At 63.9% G+C, this 19482-nt stretch carries 15 protein-coding genes; 5 read left to right on the top strand and 10 right to left on the bottom strand.

From position 1 onward, the window contains the following. Window positions 1-91 precede the first annotated feature (91 nt). The 4 genes from AC3WL2_RS22660 to puuE form a co-directional block, all read right to left on the bottom strand. Window positions 92-1408 carry a urate hydroxylase PuuD gene (locus AC3WL2_RS22660; protein WP_102684673.1) on the bottom strand — a complete coding sequence of 439 codons (1317 nt, stop codon included), beginning with the start codon at window positions 1406-1408 and terminating at the stop codon, window positions 92-94. Window positions 1409-1597: 189 nt separating this feature from the next. Next, a complete protein-coding gene (locus AC3WL2_RS22655) occupies window positions 1598-2101 on the bottom strand; it encodes an ureidoglycolate lyase (protein ID WP_102684651.1) in 504 nt (167 codons plus the stop codon). Window positions 2102-2199: 98 nt separating this feature from the next. Beyond that, complete coding sequence (uraD, locus tag AC3WL2_RS22650) at window positions 2200-2715, bottom strand: 2-oxo-4-hydroxy-4-carboxy-5-ureidoimidazoline decarboxylase (protein WP_102684652.1); 516 nt, start codon at window positions 2713-2715, stop codon at window positions 2200-2202. Further along, window positions 2715-3641, bottom strand: a complete 927-nt coding sequence (gene puuE, locus AC3WL2_RS22645) for an allantoinase PuuE (protein ID WP_102684653.1) — start codon at window positions 3639-3641, stop codon at window positions 2715-2717. The genes uraD and puuE overlap by 1 nt, the downstream gene beginning before the upstream one ends. Before the next feature lie 366 nt (window positions 3642-4007). Here puuE and uraH point away from each other — a divergent pair, with 366 nt between their 5' ends. Further along, window positions 4008-4361: a hydroxyisourate hydrolase gene (uraH, locus tag AC3WL2_RS22640; protein WP_028692847.1), complete on the top strand. Its 354-nt coding sequence runs from the start codon at window positions 4008-4010 to the stop codon at window positions 4359-4361. Between the two features lie 72 nt (window positions 4362-4433). Here the strand turns inward: uraH and AC3WL2_RS22635 are convergent, their stop codons facing one another. Further along, entirely contained in the window at window positions 4434-5210 is a 777-nt protein-coding gene (locus tag AC3WL2_RS22635) for an RHS repeat-associated core domain-containing protein (RefSeq protein ID WP_102684654.1), read from the bottom strand. A gap of 177 nt (window positions 5211-5387) precedes the next feature. Next, entirely contained in the window at window positions 5388-6737 is a 1350-nt protein-coding gene (locus AC3WL2_RS22630; RefSeq protein WP_102684655.1) for an NCS2 family permease, read from the bottom strand. Between the two features lie 355 nt (window positions 6738-7092). Between AC3WL2_RS22630 and AC3WL2_RS22625 the strand changes: the two genes are divergently transcribed. After that, window positions 7093-7848 (top strand): GntR family transcriptional regulator, encoded by a 756-nt coding sequence (locus tag AC3WL2_RS22625; RefSeq protein WP_038705701.1) that lies wholly within the window; start codon window positions 7093-7095, stop codon window positions 7846-7848. Between the two features lie 145 nt (window positions 7849-7993). After that, window positions 7994-8692 (top strand): aquaporin Z, encoded by a 699-nt coding sequence (gene aqpZ / locus AC3WL2_RS22620; RefSeq protein ID WP_102684656.1) that lies wholly within the window; start codon window positions 7994-7996, stop codon window positions 8690-8692. Here the strand turns inward: aqpZ and guaD are convergent. The 4 genes from guaD to xdhA all read right to left on the bottom strand — a co-directional run bounded on the left by guaD (window position 8689) and on the right by xdhA (window position 14760). Next, window positions 8689-9993: a guanine deaminase gene (guaD, locus tag AC3WL2_RS22615; RefSeq protein ID WP_102684657.1), complete on the bottom strand. Its 1305-nt coding sequence runs from the start codon at window positions 9991-9993 to the stop codon at window positions 8689-8691. The genes aqpZ and guaD overlap by 4 nt on opposite strands. A 10-nt stretch (window positions 9994-10003) precedes the next feature. Further along, on the bottom strand, window positions 10004-10849 hold the full coding sequence (gene xdhC / locus AC3WL2_RS22610; protein ID WP_102684658.1) for a xanthine dehydrogenase accessory protein XdhC: 846 nt from the start codon (window positions 10847-10849) through the stop codon (window positions 10004-10006). A gap of 64 nt (window positions 10850-10913) precedes the next feature. Then, on the bottom strand, window positions 10914-13313 hold the full coding sequence (gene xdhB, locus AC3WL2_RS22605; RefSeq protein ID WP_102684659.1) for a xanthine dehydrogenase molybdopterin binding subunit: 2400 nt from the start codon (window positions 13311-13313) through the stop codon (window positions 10914-10916). After that, window positions 13306-14760 (bottom strand): xanthine dehydrogenase small subunit, encoded by a 1455-nt coding sequence (gene xdhA / locus AC3WL2_RS22600; RefSeq protein ID WP_102684660.1) that lies wholly within the window; start codon window positions 14758-14760, stop codon window positions 13306-13308. The genes xdhB and xdhA overlap by 8 nt, the downstream gene beginning before the upstream one ends. A 272-nt stretch (window positions 14761-15032) precedes the next feature. On the opposite strand from xdhA, the gene AC3WL2_RS22595 reads away from it, so the two are divergent. Both AC3WL2_RS22595 and smc read left to right on the top strand, forming a co-directional pair. Further along, complete coding sequence (locus AC3WL2_RS22595) at window positions 15033-15692, top strand: GntR family transcriptional regulator (protein WP_023631392.1); 660 nt, start codon at window positions 15033-15035, stop codon at window positions 15690-15692. A gap of 3 nt (window positions 15693-15695) precedes the next feature. After that, entirely contained in the window at window positions 15696-19184 is a 3489-nt protein-coding gene (gene smc, locus AC3WL2_RS22590) for a chromosome segregation protein SMC (RefSeq protein ID WP_102719458.1), read from the top strand. Window positions 19185-19482 lie beyond the last annotated feature (298 nt).

The raw sequence follows: 19482 nt of genomic DNA, 5'->3' as shown, positions 1-19482 counted from the left end.
GATGCTTGCTTGTTACGTAGAGCTTGTAGCGAGGCCGGGAGTACCGGCCTCATCGCGGGGCAAGCCCGCTCCCACGCAGTCGTGGGGTGTCTCAGTTGACCTGCGCGCCTTTGGCGATCCAGTCGCCGACCAGCTTGCGTTCCTCGACAGTCATCTGGGTGATGTTGCCCAGCGGCATGATCTGGCTGGCGACGGCCTGCGCCTGGATGCGCGCGGCCTGGGCCTGGATCTGCTGCGGGGTGTCGAACATCACGCCGGCTGGGGCTGCGCTGAACAGCGGGCTGGTCGGCTTGGCCGAGTGGCACACGGTGCAGCGTTCCTGGATGACGGTGTGGATCTTGTCGAAGGTTTCACCGCCAGCCTGGGCTGTGGCTTGGGCCGGAGCCTCGGCGGGTGCCGCAGGTTTGGCGGCTTCCTCGGCGCGCAGTTCGGCGGCGGTCTTGCCACCCACGGCGGTAGCCGGCAGCGGCTGGTACTCGACCTTGGCGGCGGCTTGCTCAGGGGCGGTCGGCAGCGGCTTGGGGCCGGTCACGTAGGCCAGGCAGATCATCGCCAGGGCACCGACTGGCAGGGTCCAGGCGTACTTGTTGCTGTCGTGGCGGGTGTTGAAATAGTGACGGATCAATACCGCGGCCACCGCGATCCCGGCCAGGATCAGCCAGTTGTACTGGCTGCCGTAGGTGCTCGGGAAGTGGTTGCTGATCATGATGAACAGCACCGGCAGGGTGAAGTAGTTGTTGTGGCGCGAGCGCAGCAGGCCCTTGGCCGGCAGCACCGGGTCGGGGGTCTGGTTGTTCTCGATGGCCGCCACCAGCTGGCGCTGCGCCGGCATGATGATGCGGAACACGTTACCGACCATGATGGTGCCGATGATCGCGCCGGTGTGCAGGTACGCGCCACGGCCGCTGAACACCAGGCTGAAGCCCCAGCAGGCGGCGATGATCAGCACGAACAGCACGGCGCCGAGCAGCGCCGGCTTCTTGCCCAGGGGCGAGTCGCAGAGGAAGTCGTAGATGAACCAGCCGGCGATCAGCGAGCCGATACCGATGGCCACGCCTTCGGCACCGCTGAGGGTGCTGCCGGGTGCCAGCAGGTACAGGGTCGGGTTCCAGTAGAACACCACGCACAGCAGGGCGATCCCGGACATCCAGGTGAAGTAGGCTTCCCATTTGAACCAGTGCAGGTTCTCGGGCATCTTCGGCGGGGCCAGCTTGTATTTTTCCAGGTGGTAGATACCACCACCGTGGATGGCCCAGAGGTCACCCGACAACCCATCGCGCGGGTTGCTTCGGTTCAGGTGGTTCTCCAGCCAGACGAAGTAGAACGATGCACCGATCCAGGCCACGCCGGTGATCATGTGAACCCAGCGAATGCTCAGGTTCAGCCATTCGTGAAGGTGTGCTTCCACAGTATATACCTCTCGCCAGTCACCGTTCAGGGACTGCACGAAACACTTCTGCGCGGCGATCATGCAGCGTTGAAAACAGGCTCGGAATGCTCATTTGCAATGAGCAAACTCCGCTTCCTCGCCTGTTTTCGCCTTGCCTGATCGCCGCTCGAAGCATTTCGTACAGCCCCTCGGATGACCGACCCTTTCTTATTGGTGGGGATTGAGGATCAACATCTGTTCCTCGGGGAAGTAATGCTCATCGCAGTTGTTGCCGGAACCACTGCGATCAACCACCAGGAAGTCATCCCGCTTTTCGATCGTCAGCACCGGGTGGTGCCAGACGCCGCGATGGTAATTGATGCCCTGCCTGCCATTGCTGCGGAAGGCGCGGACCAAGCCTGATACAGGTGCATCGCCAAGTGGCGCGACCACGACCAGAAAGGGGTTGCCGAGCAGCGGGATGAAAGCCTGGCTGCCCAGCGGATGGCGTTCCAGCATGCGCACGGTCAGCGGCATCTCCAGCGCGTCGGCGCGGAAGATGCTGATGATCGCCTTGTCTTCAGGCTCGGCGGTCTCGACCGTGGCGAGCTTGTGGAAGCGCATGGTCGAGCCGTTGTTGATCATGAAGTGGTCGCTGCCGTCGGTTTCGATCACGTCACCGAAGGGGGCGAAGGCTTCTTTGGTCAGGGGCTCGATCATCAGGGTGCGCATGCGGTTATCTCTTCTATTCGTTGTTGGGTGGGTTGGCTTGCCGGCCAGGCCCTGGGTGCGGACGCGTCACGCACTCGGGCCAGGACGGGGTTCAACCCTCAAAGCTGAAGCAGGCGGAACAGGGCAATCAGGTTGATCTGGGCCAGGGCTTCCTTGAACTCGGCATCGGTGTCGTTGTGGATGCGTTTTTCGAAGGAGGCGAGGATCTGGTGCCGGTTGCTGCCCTTGACCGCCATGATGAACGGGAACTGGAACTTGGCCTTGTAAGCGTCGTTGAGCTCGGTGAAACGGGCGAACTCTTCAGCGGTGCACTGGTGAATACCGGCGCCGGCCTGCTCGTTGGTGCTCGATTCGGTCAGCTCGCCCTGGATGGCGGCCTTGCCGGCCAGGTCCGGGTGAGCGTTGATCAGTGCCAGCTGGTCGGCGTGGTTGGCGCTGAGGAGGATGTCGCTCATGCGCTGATGCAGCGCCTCGATCTCGTCCAGCTCGGCCAGTTGCCCCAGGTCGTAGGCTTTCTCGGCGACCCACGGCGAGTGCTCGTAGATGTCGGCGAAGGCCGCGACGAAGGCGGCGCGGTCGAGGGTGGAGGGCTTGAGGGTCTTGAAGGCGGTCATCAGGCGTTCTCTTTCTTGTACGGGTGGGTGGCGTGCCAGTGGCGGGCGATGTCCACGCGACGGGCGAACCAGACCTGCTCGTGGCTCTTGGCGTAGTCGACGAAGCGCTTGAGCGCGGCCAGGCGCGCCGGGCGGCCGACCAGGCGGCAGTGCAGGCCGATGGAGAGCATCTTCGGCGCCTCGGCGCCTTCCTCGTAGAGCACGTCGAAAGCGTCCTTGAGGTACTGGAAGAACTGCTCGCCGCAGTTGAAGCCCTGTACCTGGGTGAAGCGCATGTCGTTGGTGTCGAGGGTGTAGGGGATCACCAGGTGCGGCTTGCCGGTCGGGTTGCTCGGCTCCCAGTAGGGCAGGTCGTCGTCATAGGTGTCGCTGTCGTAGAGGAAGCCGCCTTCCTCCATGACCAGGCGCCGGGTGTTCGGGCCGGTGCGGCCGGTATACCAGCCCAGTGGGCGTTCGCCGGTGAGTTCGGTGAGGATGCGGATGGCTTCGAGCATGTGCTCGCGCTCTTGCGCTTCATCCATGTACTGGTAGTCGATCCAGCGGTAGCCGTGGCTGCAGATCTCGTGGCCGGCCTCGACCATGGCGCGGATCACGTCGGGGTGGCGCTGGGCGGCCATGGCCACGGCGAAGATGGTCAGCGGCACGCCGCTGTCCTTGAACAGCTTGAGCAGGCGCCATACGCCGGCGCGGCTGCCGTATTCGTAGAGCGACTCCATGCTCATGTTGCGCGCGCCCTGCAGCGGCTGGGCGGCGACCATTTCGGAAAGGAACGCTTCGGACTCTTTGTCGCCGTGCAGGATGTTGCGCTCGCCACCTTCTTCGTAGTTGAGCACGAAGGACAGTGCAATGCGGGCATTGCCCGGCCATTGCGGATGAGGTGGGTTGTTGGCGTAACCGATCAGGTCGCGAGGGTAGTCAGCGCTCACTGCAGTCTTCCTTCTTGTACGTATGTGCGAGTGGTGGGCGGGCCGCGTCGGGATGTCGCACCACCGGATGGGCTGATTGTATACAACTTCTTAAATACTTTGTAAGCCTGTTTTTCCGCATTTCTTCCCATTTGTCGCCTGAGAATGGCTTGCAAGAAACCTGCCTGATTGGTCAGCTAATGCCGCGAGGGTCGGCATCGGGCGTGTCTTTGCGACTGATGGAGTGTTCGAGGAGCCTTGACCTTGGATGCAGAAAAAATTGTGTACAATCTATCGCTAAACTGTCTTAATGGCTGCATTCCCGCACGGTGCCAGCCTGTTGCCGTGTATTTTTTGCCCACGTAGACGACAAGAGGCGACAAGCAAATGGGACGTTTGACCACACACGTACTGGACGCCGCGCATGGCTGCCCGGGCAGCTCGATCAAGGTCGAGTTGTACCGCGTCGAAGGCCAGCAACTGGAACTGGTGAACACCGCCCTGACCAACAGCGATGGCCGCGTTGACGCGCCGCTGCTGCAGGGTGACGACTACCGCACCGGCGTCTATCAATTGCAGTTCAGCGCCGGTGACTACTACCGCGCCAAGGGTGTGAAGCTGCCGGACACCGCGTTCCTCGACGTGGTCGTGCTGCGCTTCGGCATCGACGAGCAGCAGGAGCACTACCATGTGCCGCTGCTGATCTCGCCGTACAGCTATTCGACCTATCGTGGAAGCTAGTTGGTCGCTAGAAGAATCTTCGTAGGTCCTTGGCCCGCTCTCACACTGGCGGGCTTTTTTTCGTTCGTAGCCCTACTCCCTGACTCTCTCTGCGGTGCTGTAAAAATTCAATGCTCTTCCGGTTTTCAATGCAGCTATGTCCGCGCCTCCAGCCGTCGCTGCGCCGAGCAGGTGGCCGACTACAGCGGTTGCTATGGTTCCGGGTGTGATTTTTGCTGCAACCGCTTCGGGAGCACCGTTGAATTCCAGCCAGGTGGATGCCATCTCGAGATGGGCGACGACAGAGGGCGTTTCACCCCTATTCGCCCGTTGCACGGTTTCTGCGTAACGAGTCTGGAGATACTGGGGCAGGGGCGGAGCCCCATTACTGTCTTTTGCAATGTAGGCGCCGGCGACGCGCTCTCCAAAAAACGATTTGTTTGGGGCATTGACGATCTGCTGGGCTTCCGGCGTGGCCAAGACGCGTCCCGGTATGGCATCGGGCACGGTATTGCGTAAAAACGAAGTCGTGAACTGTTGATACATCTCTTTGATGAAAGCAATCATGCCGCCAGTGGGATCATGCCTGTTGATGGGGTCGCCAGCGCAATAGGTATAACTATTACTGCCACCTTCATCGAAAGGGCTTAGCGAATCTGGGCTACTGAAACGCATAAGTTGGGTGTTGAACAAGCGATGGCCGTTGCCCAGATAATAATGGCCGGTGAGGGGCTCTGGGATTTGTCCGTTGAAGCCAGTCCTTGGTCCCCCTCTGCATGCCTTGCTTCCGTATGGGGTATACGCGTTTGTGATGGACTGGGCATGTATGACCGAACTGGCTCTGTCTACTGACAAAACATAAGTAAGCATGGCGTTGATACTCTGTTGTCGGATCGCAATGGCCGCTCATGGCGAGTTTTTTCTGCGCTAGTAATAGCGTGCGCGCACTGGATTTACACCTATCAGAACTATCAGAAGGGTGCGCAGGTAAACTTGGTACCTCGGGCCGCTGCCTCTGCCCGAGGTGAGTGGAATGAGTCCCGCTGATCAGAGGAACACAAACTTGGCAATGAAGATCGCGCACAGCACCCACAGGCTGGCCGAGATCTCCTTGAATTTGCCGGTACCTGCCTTGAGCGCCACGTAGCTGATGAAGCCAAGGGCAATGCCGTCTGCCACCGAGAAGGTCAGCGGCATCATGATCACGGTGACGATCGCCGGAATGCTGTCGGTGGCTTCATCCCACTCGATATGCGCCATGCTGCCCATCATCAGCATCGCCACGTAGATCAGCGCGCCAGCGGTGGCATAGGCCGGGATCATCCCCGCCAATGGGGCGAAGAACATCGCCGCGATGAACAGGATCCCCACCACCACGGCGGTCAAACCGGTGCGCCCGCCTGCCGCCACGCCCGCAGCACTTTCCACGTAGCTGGTCACCGGCGGCACGCCGACCACCGCGCCGAACACGCTGGAGGTGCTGTCGGCCTTCAGTGCCCGCGACAGGTTCTCGATGCGCCCGTCCGGTGCCACCAGGTTGGCGCGCTGGGCCACGCCCATCAGCGTGCCGGCGGTGTCGAACATATGCACGAACAGGAACGCCAGCACCACGCTGATCATGCTGACGTTGAACACGCCGACCACGTCCATGGCCATCCAGGTCGGTGCCAGGCTCGGCGGCATCGACACCACCCCGCCGAACTTGACCAGGCCCAGGCCCCAGCCGGCCAGGGTGACGCCGATGATGCTGATCAGGATCGCGCCGAACACCCGCTTGTAGCTGAGGATGGCGATCAGCAGGAAGCACACCGCCGCCAGCAGTGGGCCGGGCTCATGCAGCGAGCCGAGCTTGACCAGGGTTGCCGGGCTGTCGACGATGATGCCGGCGGTTTTCAGGCCGATCAGCCCGAGGAACAAGCCGACGCCGGCCCCCATGGCATGGCGCAGGCTTAGCGGGATGCTGTTGAGCAGCCACTCACGCACGCGCGAAACGGTCAGGAACATGAACAGCACGCCCGAGACGAACACCGCCCCCAGCGCCGTTTCCCAGTTGTAGCCCATGGTGCCGACCACGGTGTAGGTGAAAAAGGCGTTGAGCCCCATGCCCGGCGCCAGGCCGACCGGCCAGTTGGCGTACAGGCCCATCAGCAGGCAGCCGAGGGCGGCGGCGATGCAGGTGGCGACGAATGCCGCGCCGTGGTCGATGCCGGCGTCGGCCATGATGTTGGGGTTGACGAAGATGATGTAGGCCATGGTGATGAAGGTGGTCACCCCGGCGATCAGCTCGGTGCGGACGGTGCTGCCATGCTGCTTGAGTTTGAAAATCCGCTCCAGCCAGCCCGTTTCGAGCGGTGGGACGAGATCCAGCGTAGGTGCTTCGGATTTGCGGCTTTCCACAGCGAGTACTCCTCAAGTCTTTCTTGTTGTTCGAAGCCTGGTCCTGAGCCATGCACTGGGGGGCTTCGCGAGGGGGTGTGGCAGACGTCCGACCAGTTTGTTGACTTTTGGGTCAGGAAGTTGCTCGCAGGATTATGCTTTTGTGTACAAAGAATGCAAATAATGTTTTATCTTTTGTTCCCACGAACTGCCGTACAACGGCTATATAGGTAAAAGGCCACCTGCAGAAACGGGTCAGCCTGTGTACAATGGCGCCATACCTTGGCCCCTTTTCTTCTTCCAGGACTTGCCATCCCCCCGCTGACCGGTATTACAGTCACGGTCCGACTGGCAGATCCTTTGTGCTCGAGAGCCCATGAACGAACAGCTGCAACCTCTGAAAAAACCTGTGCGCACTGGCAAGGCCGGCCGCAGCGGTACCCAGGACGACATCGTCTATGCGCATATCTTCGAGGCGATTCTCGAGCAGCGTCTGGCACCGGGCACCAAGTTGAGCGAGGAAGCACTGGGCGAGATCTTCGGCGTCAGCCGCACCATCATCCGCCGCGCCCTGTCGCGTCTGGCCCATGAAAGCGTGGTGCTGTTGCGGCCCAACCGTGGTGCGGTGGTGGCCAGCCCCACGGTCGAGGAGGCGCGGCAGGTGTTCTTCTCGCGGCGCATGGTCGAGCGCGCCATCACCGAACTGGCCGTGCAGCACGCCACTCTCGAACAGCTCAACGAACTGCGCCAGATGGTCCGCGAGGAGCGTGACAGCTTCTCCCGTGGCGACCGTGGCGCCGGTATCCGCCTGTCCGGCGAGTTTCACCTCAAGCTGGCCGAAGCCGCCGGCAACGCACCGCTGGTGAGCTTCCAGCGCAGCCTGGTGTCGCAGACTTCGCTGATCATCGCCCAGTACGAAAGCGGCAATCGCTCGCACTGCTCGTACGATGAGCACATGCAGCTGATCGATGCGATCGAGGCCCGTGATGCCGAGCAGGCGGTAAGCCTGATGATGCATCACATGGACCATATCGACAGCAAGCTCAACCTCGACGAGGAGAGCGCCTCGGACGATCTGCACGCGGTGTTCTCCCACCTGCTGAAAAAGCCCAAGGCTACTGCCAAGGGTTGATCGTTTGCCTGCCTGAGCGGGGCTGCGAAGCGGCCCCTGGCTTTACTGGCCCTTGGCCAAGGCTCTGCTAGATTTTCCTCAGCAAACCTTCATCAAGCAGTTGGGCTTGCGCAGTCGTTGCGTCCAATTACTTGAGGAATGCTCCATGAGTTCATCCCTGGGTGTGCGCATGGGTGCCGAGCTGGTCGGCACCTTCTGGTTGGTCCTGGGTGGTTGTGGCAGCGCGGTGCTGGCCGCCAGCTCGCCTGTCGGCATCGGTGTCCTGGGTGTCGCCTTCGCTTTCGGCCTTACCGTCCTGACCATGGCATTCGCCATCGGCCATATCTCCGGTTGTCACCTCAACCCCGCCGTGTCGTTCGGGCTGGTGGTGGGGGGACGATTCCCGGCAAAAGAGTTGCTGCCCTACGTGATTGCCCAGGTGATCGGCGCGATCCTCGCCGCGGCGGTGATCTACTTCATCGCCACCGGCAAGGCCGGTTTCGAGGTGGGCAACGGCATGGCGTCGAATGGTTATGGCGAACACTCGCCCGGCGGCTACACCCTGGCCGCGGGCTTCGTCAGCGAAGTGGTGATGACCGCGATGTTCCTGGTGATCATCATGGGCGCCACGGACGCCCGGGCGCCGGCCGGGTTTGCGCCGATCGCCATTGGCCTGGCGTTGACCTTGATCCACCTGATCTCGATCCCGGTCACCAACACCTCGGTGAACCCGGCGCGCAGCACCGGGCCTGCGCTGTTCGTCGGTGGCTGGGCGCTGCAGCAACTTTGGCTGTTCTGGCTGGCACCGCTGATCGGCGCTGCGATCGGCGGTGCATTCTATCGAGGCCTGGCCAAACAACCTTAGCGCTGGTGTACGCAACGCCCGGCGGCGTAGGTCTCGCGCACGGTGCGGTCGTCGCCCAGGGTGGTGAGCACGAACAAGGTCTCCTCGATGCTTTTCGACTGCTGCAGGCGGTAGTCCAGCAGCGGGGTGGCCTTGTAGTCGAGCACCACGAAGTCGGCGTCATTGCCCGGGCGCAGGCTGCCGATGCGGTCCTCCAGGCGCAGGGCGCGGGCGCCGCCGAGGGTGGCCAGGTACAGCGACTTGTACGGGTGCAGGCGCGCGCCTTGCAACTGCATCACCTTGTACGCCTCGTTCAGGGTGTTGAGCAGCGAGAAGCTGGTGCCGGCGCCGACATCGGTGCCCAGGCCGACGTTGACCTTGAAGCGCTCGGCCTGGGGCAGATTGAACAGGCCGCTGCCGAGGAACAGGTTGGAGGTCGGGCAGAAGGCGATGGCCGAACCGGTTTCGGCCAGGCGCTGGCACTCGTCGTCGCACAGGTGCACGCCGTGGGCGAACACCGAGCGCTCGCCGAGCAGCTCGAAGTGGTCGTAGACGTCCAGGTAGCCTTGCTGCTCGGGGAACAGTTCCTTGACCCAGTCGATTTCCTTGAGGTTCTCCGACAGGTGGGTGTGCATGTACACGCCCGGGTGTTCCTTGAGCAACTGGCCGGCCACGCTCAACTGTTCCGGCGTGCTGGTCGGCGCGAAGCGCGGGGTGACCGCGTAGTGCAAGCGGCCCTTGCCGTGCCAGCGCTCGATCAGCATCTTGCTGTCGCGGTAGCTGGACTCGGCGGTGTCGGTGAGGTAGTCGGGGGCGTTGCGGTCCATCATCACCTTGCCAGCGATCATGCGCAGATCCAGGCGCTCGGCCTCCTCGAACAGGGCGTTGACCGACTCGGGGTGCACGCTGCCGAACACCAGCGCGGTGGTGGTGCCGTTGCGCAGCAGTTCGGCGAGGAAGATCTTCGCCACCTGGTCGGCATGGGCCTTGTCGGCGAACTGCTTTTCGCAGGGGAAGGTGTAGGTGTTCAGCCAGTCCAGCAGCTGCTCGCCGTAGGAGCCGATCATGCCAGTCTGCGGGAAGTGGATGTGGGTGTCGATGAAACCCGGGGTGATCAGGGCGTCCTGGTAGTGTTGCACCGGGATGGCGGCGTCGAGGGTTGGCAGCAGCTCGCTGGCATGGCCCAGGGCGCTGATGCGGCCGTCGTCGACCACCAGCAGGCCGTCTTCATAGTATTCGCAGGACGCCTCCAGGCCGACCTCGGCGGGGTCGGCGATGCTGTGCAGGATGGCGGCTCGGTAGGCTTTGCGGGTTGCGCTCATGGGGCTCTCGTCAAAGGGTCTGGCTGCGTCGCGAGGACGGCAGCAACTGGGCGATGGGGCCTGAATTGGCGGCAGCGTCGTGCTGGCCGAAGCAGGCGTTGTAGGTGGCAATGATTTCGGCGGCGATGGACACGGCGATCTCGATCGGCAGCTTGCCCTTGACCTCGGCCAGGCCCATCGGGCAGCGCATGCGTGCCATCAGGGCGTCGTCGAAGCCGCGCTCGCGCAGGCGGTGCTCGAACTTGACCCGCTTGGTCTTCGAGCCGATCAGGCCGAACCAGGTGAAGTCGTTGCGCTTGAGGATCGCGGCGGTCAGTTCCAGGTCCAGCTGGTGGTTGTGGGTCATGACGATGCAGTAGCTGCCGGCGGGCAGGTCGGCAACTTCGTCGACCGGCTCTTCGCTGACGATCTTGCTCACTCCGGTGGGGATGAGCGCGGGGAACTCCTGCTCGCGCGAATCGATCCAGCGCACCCGGCAGGGCAGCGCGGCGAGCAAGGGTACCAGAGCGCGGCCGACATGGCCCGCGCCGAACACGGCGATCTCGGCCTGCACGCCACTCATCGGCTCGAACAGCAGCACGGTGGCGCCGCCGCAGCACTGGCCGAGGCTGGCGCCGAGGCTGAAGCGCTCCAGGTGCGGGGTACTGCGGTGTTCCGCGAGCATCTGGCGTGCGATGTGCAGGGCCTTGAACTCCAGGTGGCCGCCGCCGATGGTGTCGTACAGCGCACTGGCGCTGACCACCATTTTCGAGCCGGCGTTGCGCGGGGTGGAGCCGCGCTCCTCGATGATGGTTACCAGCACGCAGGGTTCGCCACGGGCTTGGTGGTCGGCGAGGGCGTTGATCCATTGGTGCATGTCTTCAGTCCTCCTCGGTCCCCTGTAGGCGCAACCTAAGGTCGCGCCTACAGGGAGCGTGGCGTCAGTGCGTCACGGGCTCCAGTTGCTGTTCGGCAGGCTGCGCCGCGGCCACCGCCTTGCGCATCTGCTCGCAACCCCACAACACCCGCTCCGGCGTCGACGGCGCGTCGATGTTTGGCTGCACGCGGTAGTCGGCGATGCTCGCCACCGCGTCCTTGATCGCGCACCAGGCGGCAATGCCGAGCATGAACGGCGGCTCGCCCACGGCCTTGGAGTGGAACACGGTGTCCTCGGGGTTCTTGCGGTTCTCCACCAGCTTGACGCGCATATCGATCGGCATGTCGGCCACAGCCGGGATCTTGTAGCTGGCCGGGCCGTTGGTCATCAGCTTGCCCTTGGCATTCCACACCAGTTCCTCGGTGGTCAGCCAGCCCATGCCCTGGACAAAACCACCCTCCACCTGGCCGATGTCGATGGCAGGGTTCAGCGAATCGCCCACGTCGTGCAGGATGTCGGCGCGCAGCATCTTGTACTCGCCGGTCAGGGTATCGACGATCACCTCCACGCAGGCGGCGCCGAACGCGAAGTAGTAGAACGGGCGGCCACGGGCCTGGTTGCGGTCGTAGAAAATCTTCGGCGTGCGGTAGAAACCGGTGGTCGACAGCGACACCTGGGCGAAATAGGCCTGCTGGACCAATTGCTCGAAACTGACGATCTGCTCGCGCACGCGCACATGGCCGTTACGGAACTCGACGTCTTCCTCGGTGACGTTGTAGTGCCGGGCCGCGAACTCGGTCAGGCGCTTCTTGAGGATCTCGGCGGCGTTCTGCGCGGCCTTGCCGTTCAGGTCGGCGCCGCTGGAGGCGGCGGTGGGCGAGGTGTTGGGCACCTTGTCGGTATTGGTGGCGGTGATCTGGATACGGATGAAGTCGACCTGGAACACCTGCGCCACCACCTGCGCGACCTTGGTGTTCAGGCCCTGGCCCATCTCGGTGCCGCCGTGGTTGAGGTGGATGCTGCCGTCGGTGTAGATGTGGATCAAGGCACCTGCCTGGTTGAGGAAGGTGGCGGTGAACGAGATGCCGAACTTCACCGGGGTCAGCGCCAGGCCTTTTTTCAGCACCGGGCTGTTGGCGTTGAAGCGGCGGATCGATTCGCGGCGCTCATGGTAGTCGCTGCTGGCTTCGAGCTCGGCGGTCATCTCCTCGAGCATGTTGTGCTCGACGGTCTGGTAGTAGTGGGTGACGTTGCGCTCGGTCTTGCCGTAGTAGTTGGCCTTGCGCACCGCCAGCGGGTCGAGGGCCAGGTGACGGGCGATATGGTCCATCACCTGTTCGATGGCGACCATCCCCTGCGGGCCGCCGAAGCCGCGGTAGGCAGTGTTGGAGGCCGTGTTGGTCTTGCAGCGGTGGCCGTGCACCGTGGCATCGCCCAGGTAGTAGGCGTTGTCGGAGTGGAACATGGCGCGGTCGACGATCGAACCGGACAGGTCCGGCGAGTAGCCGCAGTTGCCCGCCAGGTCGAAATTGATCCCGTGCAGGCGGCCGTTGTCGTCGAAGCCGACGTCATATTCCACGTAGAACGGGTGACGCTTGCCGGTCATGGTCATGTCTTCGACCCGCGGCAGGCGCATCTTGGTCGGCTGGCCGGTCAGGCGCGCGATCACCGCGCACAGGCACGCGGGGCTGGCGGCCTGGGTTTCCTTGCCGCCGAAACCGCCACCCATGCGGCGCATGTCGACGACGATCTTGTGCATCGGCACGTCGAGCACCTCGGCCACCAGCTTCTGTACCTCGGTGGGGTTTTGCGTCGAGCAGTAGACGATCATGCCGCCGTCTTCACCGGGCATCACCGAGCTGATCTGGGTCTCCAGGTAGAAGTGCTCCTGGCCGCCGATGTGCAGGGTGCCCTGGATGCGGTGCGGGGCACTGGCCAGTGCGGCGGCAGAGTCGCCGCGCTGGTGGGTGTGGCTGTCGAGCACGAAGTGCTTCTTGCGCAGGGCTTCGACCACGTCGAGCACCGGCTCCAGGTCTTCGTACTCGACGATGGCGGCCATGGCGGCGCGCCTGGCGGTCTCGAGGTCGCAGGCGGCAACGGCGAGCACCGGCTGGCCGAAGAACTCGACCTTGTCGATGGCCAGCAACGGGTCGCCGGCGACCACCGGGCCGATGTCCTTGAGGCCCGGGATATCTTCGTGGGTGATGGCGATGCGCACCCCTTCGAACTGGTAGCAGGGCGTGGTGTCGATGCGCAGGATGCGCGCATGAGCGCGGTCGGCGGTGCGTGCATAGACGTGCAGCTGGTTGGGGAATTCCAGGCGGTCGTCGATGTACACCGCCTCGCCGGCCACATGCTTGTCGGCGCTGTCGTGCTTGAGGCTGCGGCCGACCCCGGTGGTCAGGTCCTGGCTGAACAGTGCGGCCATCTCGGCCTGGCTCTTGACGGCGTGATGGTTAGACATAGGCGGTCACCCGGGTTTCGATGTGCGGCGTTTGCAGTTCGATGAAGTACTTGCGCAGCAGGTTCTGCGCGGTCAGCAGGCGGTACTCGCGGCTGGCGCGGAAGTCGCTGAGCGGGGTGAAGTCCTCGGCCAGGGCCTGGCAGGCGCGTTCGACGCTGGCCTGGGTCCACGGCTTGCCGCGCAGCGCGGCTTCGCAGGCGCGGGCACGCTTGGGAGTCGCCGCCATGCCGCCGAAGGCGATGCGCACGCCGCTGACCACCCCGTTCTCGATGCTCAGGTTGAACGCCGCGCACACCGCGGAGATATCGTCGTCCAGGCGCTTGGACACCTTGTAGGCACGGAAGGCCCAGTCGTTGCTGGCGCGCGGCACGATGATCTTCTCGATGAACTCGCTGTCCTGGCGTGCAGTGATGCGGTAGTCGATGAAGTAGTCTTCCAGGGCCAGGGTGCGCTGGCGCTCGCCTTGGCGCAGGACGATCTGCGCGTCGAGGGCGATCAACAGAGGTGGCGAGTCACCGATTGGCGAGGCGTTGCCGATATTGCCGCCGAGAGTGCCCTGGTTGCGGATCTGCAGCGAGGCGAAGCGGTGCAGCAGGTCGCCGAAGTCGGGGTATTCCTCGTTGAGCGCGGTGTAGCAGTCAGTCAGCGGCGTGGCGGCGCCGATCTCCAGATGGCTGGCGGTCTTGTCGATGCGCTTGAGTTCGGCGACGTGGCCGACATAGATCATCACCGGCAGGGTGCGGTGGAACTGGGTGACTTCCAGCGCCAGGTCGGTACCCCCGGCCAGCAGGCGCGCCTCGGGGTGCGAGCTGTACAGGTCGGCCAGGTCGGCCACGGTCAGCGGCACCAGGCAGCGCTTGTCGCCGCTATTAAGCTCGCCGGTCTGTTGCGGGGCGATGGCCTTGAGGCGAGCGATGGTCCGCGCCTGCTGAGCGTCGAACTGGTCGCGGCAGGGGCGTGCGCAGCTCTGCTCGGCAGCCTCGAGGATCGGCCGGTAGCCGGTGCAGCGGCACAGGTTGCCGGCCAGGGCCTCCTGGGCCTGGTGCAGGTCGTGGCCTTGGCTGTTCTTCTGCAGGGCGAACAGCGACATGACGAAACCAGGGGTGCAGAAGCCGCACTGCGAGCCATGACAGTCGGCCATGGCCTTTTGCACGCTGTGCAGTTCGCCCTGGTGCTTGAGACCCTCGACGCTGATCAGTTGCTTGCCGTGCAGGGCGGAGACGAACGTCAGGCACGAATTGAGGCTGCGATAGCGGATATCGTCGCCACCCTGGGCGTTTTCGACAAGTTCGCCGACGACCACGGTGCAGGCGCCGCAGTCGCCGCTGGCGCAGCCTTCCTTGGTGCCGGGTTTGCCCAGGTGCTCGCGCAGGTACTGCAGCACCGTCATGTTCGGGTCCAGGGCATGCTCGCTGCGCAGCTCCTGGTTGACGAGAAACTGGATCACGGGGGAGGGCCTCGCAATGGTTTTATTGTTGTTCCGGCGGACTCTAAGCAACGGCTGACCTTCGGGTCAATAATTTTCTGACTCAAAGGTCAAGAATTTGCGCGGAGTCTTACCGGACCGCCTCTTCGAGCCTTTTCCAAAGCATAGTTCGCGCCGTGTAGGAAAGTTGACCCGTCAGTCGCAGAAAGCGCGTCGTCCCGCTGCGCGAGCGCCTGGCAAGTGCGCTACAATCGCGCCCTTGTGCACAGCTACCCAGATTGCGAAGGAAAACCATGACGTTCAAGGCGCCGGACAGCCTCTCCGAGCAAATTGCCCACTACCTGGCCGAGCGGATCATCCGCGGCGAACTCGCACCTGGCGAGCGCATCCAGGAGCAGAAGGTCACCCAGGCCCTTAACGTCAGCCGCGGTTCGGTACGCGAGGCGCTGCTCATCCTCGAGCGCCGGCACCTGGTGGCCATCCTGCCGCGCCGTGGCGCCCATGTGACCGAACTCGACGAGAACAGCGTGCGCAGCCTGTGCGCCCTGATGGGCGAGTTCTACATCCTGCTGGGCAACGCCGTTGCCCAGCATTGGCGCACCGAGGGCGACCTGCGCCCGTTCCTGGACATCCAGCAGCGCCTCAAGCAGGCCCATGCCGGCAAGGACATCAAGGCCTTTGTCGGCGACAGCTTCGCGGTGATGCGCGCCGCGTATCCGTTCGCCAACAACCCGTACCTGCAGGAAACCGTCGAGAACCTGCAGCCGGCCATGAGCCGCGCCTACTACCTGGCCCTGGACCAGCGCCAGGCCAACATGGTCGATTACCTGGAGCTGTTCGCCCGCCTGCTCGAAGCTGTGGTCGCCCGCGACCTGCCGCGCATCCGCGAGGTGCTCACCGCCTATTGCCAGCGCAGTTGCGAACTGGTGCTGGCGGCGCTGGCGCGGGTCTGACCGGTGCGCCTGAAGTGCATCCGCCTGGCCGGGTTCAAGTCGTTCGTCGACCCGACCACGGTCAACTTCCCCAGCAACATGGCCGCCGTGGTCGGCCCCAACGGCTGCGGTAAATCCAACATCATCGACGCGGTGCGCTGGGTGATGGGCGAGAGTTCGGCGAAGAACCTGCGTGGCGAGTCGATGACCGATGTCATCTTCAACGGCTCCACCAGCCGCAAGCCGGTCAGCCAGGCCAGCATCGAGCTGGTGTTCGACAACAGCGACAACAGCCTGGTGGGCGAGTACGCCGCCTACGCCGAGATCTCGATCCGCCGCAAGGTCACCCGCGACGGGCAGAACACCTATTACCTGAACGGCACCAAGTGCCGGCGTCGTGACATCACCGATATCTTCCTCGGCACCGGTCTGGGGCCGCGCAGCTATTCGATCATCGAGCAGGGCATGATCAGCAAGCTGATCGAGGCCAAGCCCGAGGAGTTGCGCAACTTCATCGAGGAAGCGGCGGGCATCTCCAAGTACAAGGAGCGTCGCCGCGAGACCGAGAGCCGCATCCGCCGTACCCAGGAAAACCTCGCGCGCCTGACCGACCTGCGCGAAGAGCTGGAACGCCAGATCGAGCGCCTGCACCGCCAGGCCCAGGCTGCCGAGAAATACCGTGAGTACAAGGCCGAGGAACGTCAGCTCAAGGCACGCCTGTCGGCTCTGCGCTGGCGCGACCTGGATGAGCGGGTGCGCCAGCGCGAGACGGTGATCGGCGACCAGGAGGTCGCCTTCGAGGCGCTGGTGGCCGAACAGCGCAACGCCGACGCCAGCATCGAGCGACTGCGCGACGGTCACCATGAGTTGTCCGAACGCTTCAACCAGGTGCAGGGCCGCTTCTATTCGGTGGCTGGCGATATCGCCCGCGTCGAGCAGAGCATCCAGCACGGCCAGCAGCGTCTGCGCCAGTTGCAGGACGACCTGAAGGAGGCCGAGCGCAGCCGCCTGGAAACCGAATCGCACCTGGGGCATGACCGCACCTTGCTGGCGACCCTCGGCGAAGAATTGGCGATGCTCGAACCGGAGCAGGAGCTGACCCTGGCCGCGGCCGAGGAAGCCGCCGCGACCCTGGAGGAAGCTGAGCTCGGCATGCACGGCTGGCAGGAGCAATGGGACGGCTTCAACACCCGCTCCGCCGAGCCGCGCCGTCAGGCCGAGGTGCAGCAGGCGCGCCTGGCGCAGCTCGAATCCAGCCTGGAGCGCCTGGCCGAGCGCCAGCGCAAGCTGGGCGAGGAGGGTGAGCAGCTCGGTGGTGATACCCAGGACACCGAGACGTTTGATCTGGGCGAGCAAGTGGCCAGCAGCGAGTTGCTGCTCGAAGAGCTGCACCTGCAAGAGCAGCAGGTGGTCGAGCGCCTGGAAGGGTTGCGCGAACACCTGCAGCAGACCAGCCAGGCACAACAGCAACAGCAGGGTGATCTGCAGCGCCTGGGCGGGCGTCTGGCCTCGCTGGAGGCTTTGCAGCAGGCGGCGCTGGAGCCCGGTGTGGGGGCCGCCGACTGGCTGCGCGCCCAGGGCCTGGAGCAGCGCCCGCGCCTGGCCGAGGGGCTGCGGGTCGAGCCCGGCTGGGAGCTGGCGGTGGAAACGGTGCTTGGCGCCGACCTGCAGGCAGTGTTGCTGGATGACTTAGCCGGCCTGGACTTCGCCGCGCTGGAGCAGGGCGATCTGCGCCTGCTGCTGGCCGGGGGCGAGGGCCCGCGTGTTCCCGGCAGCCTGCTCGACAAGGTCGAGGGGCGGGCCGACCTGTCGGCCTGGCTGGGGCAGGTCAGGCCGGTTGAAACGCTGGAGCAGGCGTTGGCGCAGCGGGCGTCACTGGTTGCTGGGCAAAGCCTGGTCAGCCGCGACGGATACTGGGTGGGGCGGCATTTCCTGCGGGTCAGCCGCGGTGGTGAAGCCCAGGGCGGCGTGCTGGCCAGGGGCCAGGAAATCGAACGCCTGGCCCAGGAACAACTGGAGCAGGAAGCGTCGCTCGAACAGCTCGACGAGCAACTGCAGCGTCTGCGTGAACAACAGCTCGACCTGGAGGAGCAGCGCGAGCAATTGCGCCGTCGCAGCCAGGACGAGAGCCGCCAGCACGGTGAGCTCAAGGCACGCCTGTCCGCTGGCCGGGCCCGGGCCGAACAGCTTGAACTGCGCCGCCGACGCTTGCACGAAGAGTTGGCCGAGCTCCAGGAGCAGCGTGCCCTGGAGCATGAGCAGTTGGGCGAGGCGCGCCTGCTGTTGCAGGAGTCCCTCGACCTGATGGCCGCGGACACCGAACAGCGCGAGCAACTGATGGCGCGCCGCGACACCCTGCGCGAAGGTCTCGACCGGGTCCGCCAGGAGGCCCGCCAGCACAAGGATCATGCCCATCAACTGGCCGTGCGCCTGGGCTCGTTGCGCGCCCAGCACGATTCCACCCGCCAGGCGCTCGAGCGCCTGGAGCAGCAGGCCGCGCGCCTGAACGAGCGTCAGGAGCAACTGAACCTGAATCTCGAGGAAGGCGAGGCACCGCTCGAAGAGTTGCGCCTGAAGCTTGAGGAACTGCTCGAGCGCCGCATGAGTGTCGACGAAGAAATGCGCCAGGCGCGGCTGCACATGGACGAGGCGGACCGCGAACTGCGTGATGCCGAGCGCCGCCGCACCCAGGCCGAGCAGCAGGCTCAACTGCTGCGTGGCCAGCTGGAGCAGCAGCGCCTGGAGTCCCAGGGGCTGGATGTGCGGCGCAAGACCTTGCAGGAACAACTGCTCGCCGACGGCTACGATCTTCAGGGCGTGCTCGCCACGCTCGAGGCCGAGGCCAGCGAGCAGGGCACCGAGCAGGCGCTGGAGCAGGTCGAGGCGCGTATCCAGCGCTTGGGCGCGATCAACCTGGCGGCCATCGAAGAGTACGAGCAGCAGTCCGAGCGCAAGCGCTACCTGGATGCCCAGGACGCCGATCTGGTCGAGGCACTGGAGACCCTGGAAAACGTCATCCGCAAGATCGACAAGGAAACCCGCAACCGCTTCAAGGATACCTTTGATCAGATAAATGCCGGATTACAGGCACTTTTCCCAAAAGTTTTCGGTGGCGGCAGCGCTTATCTGGAACTGACGGGCGAAGATCTACTCGATACAGGGGTGACGATAATGGCGCGCCCGCCGGGCAAGAAGAACAGCACCATCCATCTGCTGTCCGGCGGCGAGAAGGCATTGACGGCCTTGGCCCTGGTGTTCGCCATCTTCAAGCTGAACCCGGCGCCGTTCTGCATGCTCGACGAGGTCGACGCGCCATTGGATGACGCCAACGTCGGGCGCTATGCGCGCCTGGTCAAGGAAATGAGCGAAACCGTGCAGTTCATCTACATCACTCACAACAAGATCGCCATGGAAATGGCCGACCAGCTGATGGGGGTGACCATGCACGAGCCGGGTTGTTCACGTCTTGTAGCAGTTGATGTGGAAGAGGCTATGGCCATGGTCGACGCCTAGGGTCTGTTCGAAATGTGTCTGCGCGAAGGCCAGACAAGGCGAAACGGGGGGAGGAACGGCCGGGGTCGCGCCCGACTGTACTGGAGTACATGAGCATTCCGAGCCCCGTTTCAACGCAGTATGGGCGAGTGCAGATACATTTCGGACAGAGCCTAAGGGGTAAAGAAAGGGTGTGAACATGTAGGCAAAAGCCTCAGCAGACGCGACAGACGGTGTAAAGTTGCCTTTGGTCGTGCTAGCTTAATGTCACTTGTTTTTTGCGTGGGTAAAACGCCTGTCAGAACATAGAGTTGGCGCC

The organism is Pseudomonas sp. FW305-96 (assembly GCF_058783825.1).
Note: the sequence above shows the minus strand (reverse complement) of the source record. Positions and strands in the feature narration are given on the sequence as shown.

Excerpts from the sequence above, each read along its gene's own strand:
- AC3WL2_RS22635 (WP_102684654.1), bottom strand. The coding sequence starts at position 5,210 with ATGCTTACTTATGTTTTGTCAGTAGACAGAGCCAGTTCGGTCATACAT.
- xdhC (WP_102684658.1), bottom strand. The coding sequence starts at position 10,849 with ATGCACCAATGGATCAACGCCCTCGCCGACCACCAAGCCCGTGGCGAA.
- xdhB (WP_102684659.1), bottom strand. The coding sequence starts at position 13,313 with ATGTCTAACCATCACGCCGTCAAGAGCCAGGCCGAGATGGCCGCACTG.
- uraD (WP_102684652.1), bottom strand. The coding sequence starts at position 2,715 with ATGACCGCCTTCAAGACCCTCAAGCCCTCCACCCTCGACCGCGCCGCC.
- uraH (WP_028692847.1), top strand. The coding sequence starts at position 4,008 with ATGGGACGTTTGACCACACACGTACTGGACGCCGCGCATGGCTGCCCG.
- AC3WL2_RS22625 (WP_038705701.1), top strand. The coding sequence starts at position 7,093 with ATGAACGAACAGCTGCAACCTCTGAAAAAACCTGTGCGCACTGGCAAG.
- guaD (WP_102684657.1), bottom strand. The coding sequence starts at position 9,993 with ATGAGCGCAACCCGCAAAGCCTACCGAGCCGCCATCCTGCACAGCATC.
- AC3WL2_RS22655 (WP_102684651.1), bottom strand. The coding sequence starts at position 2,101 with ATGCGCACCCTGATGATCGAGCCCCTGACCAAAGAAGCCTTCGCCCCC.
- aqpZ (WP_102684656.1), top strand. The coding sequence starts at position 7,994 with ATGAGTTCATCCCTGGGTGTGCGCATGGGTGCCGAGCTGGTCGGCACC.
- AC3WL2_RS22595 (WP_023631392.1), top strand. The coding sequence starts at position 15,033 with ATGACGTTCAAGGCGCCGGACAGCCTCTCCGAGCAAATTGCCCACTAC.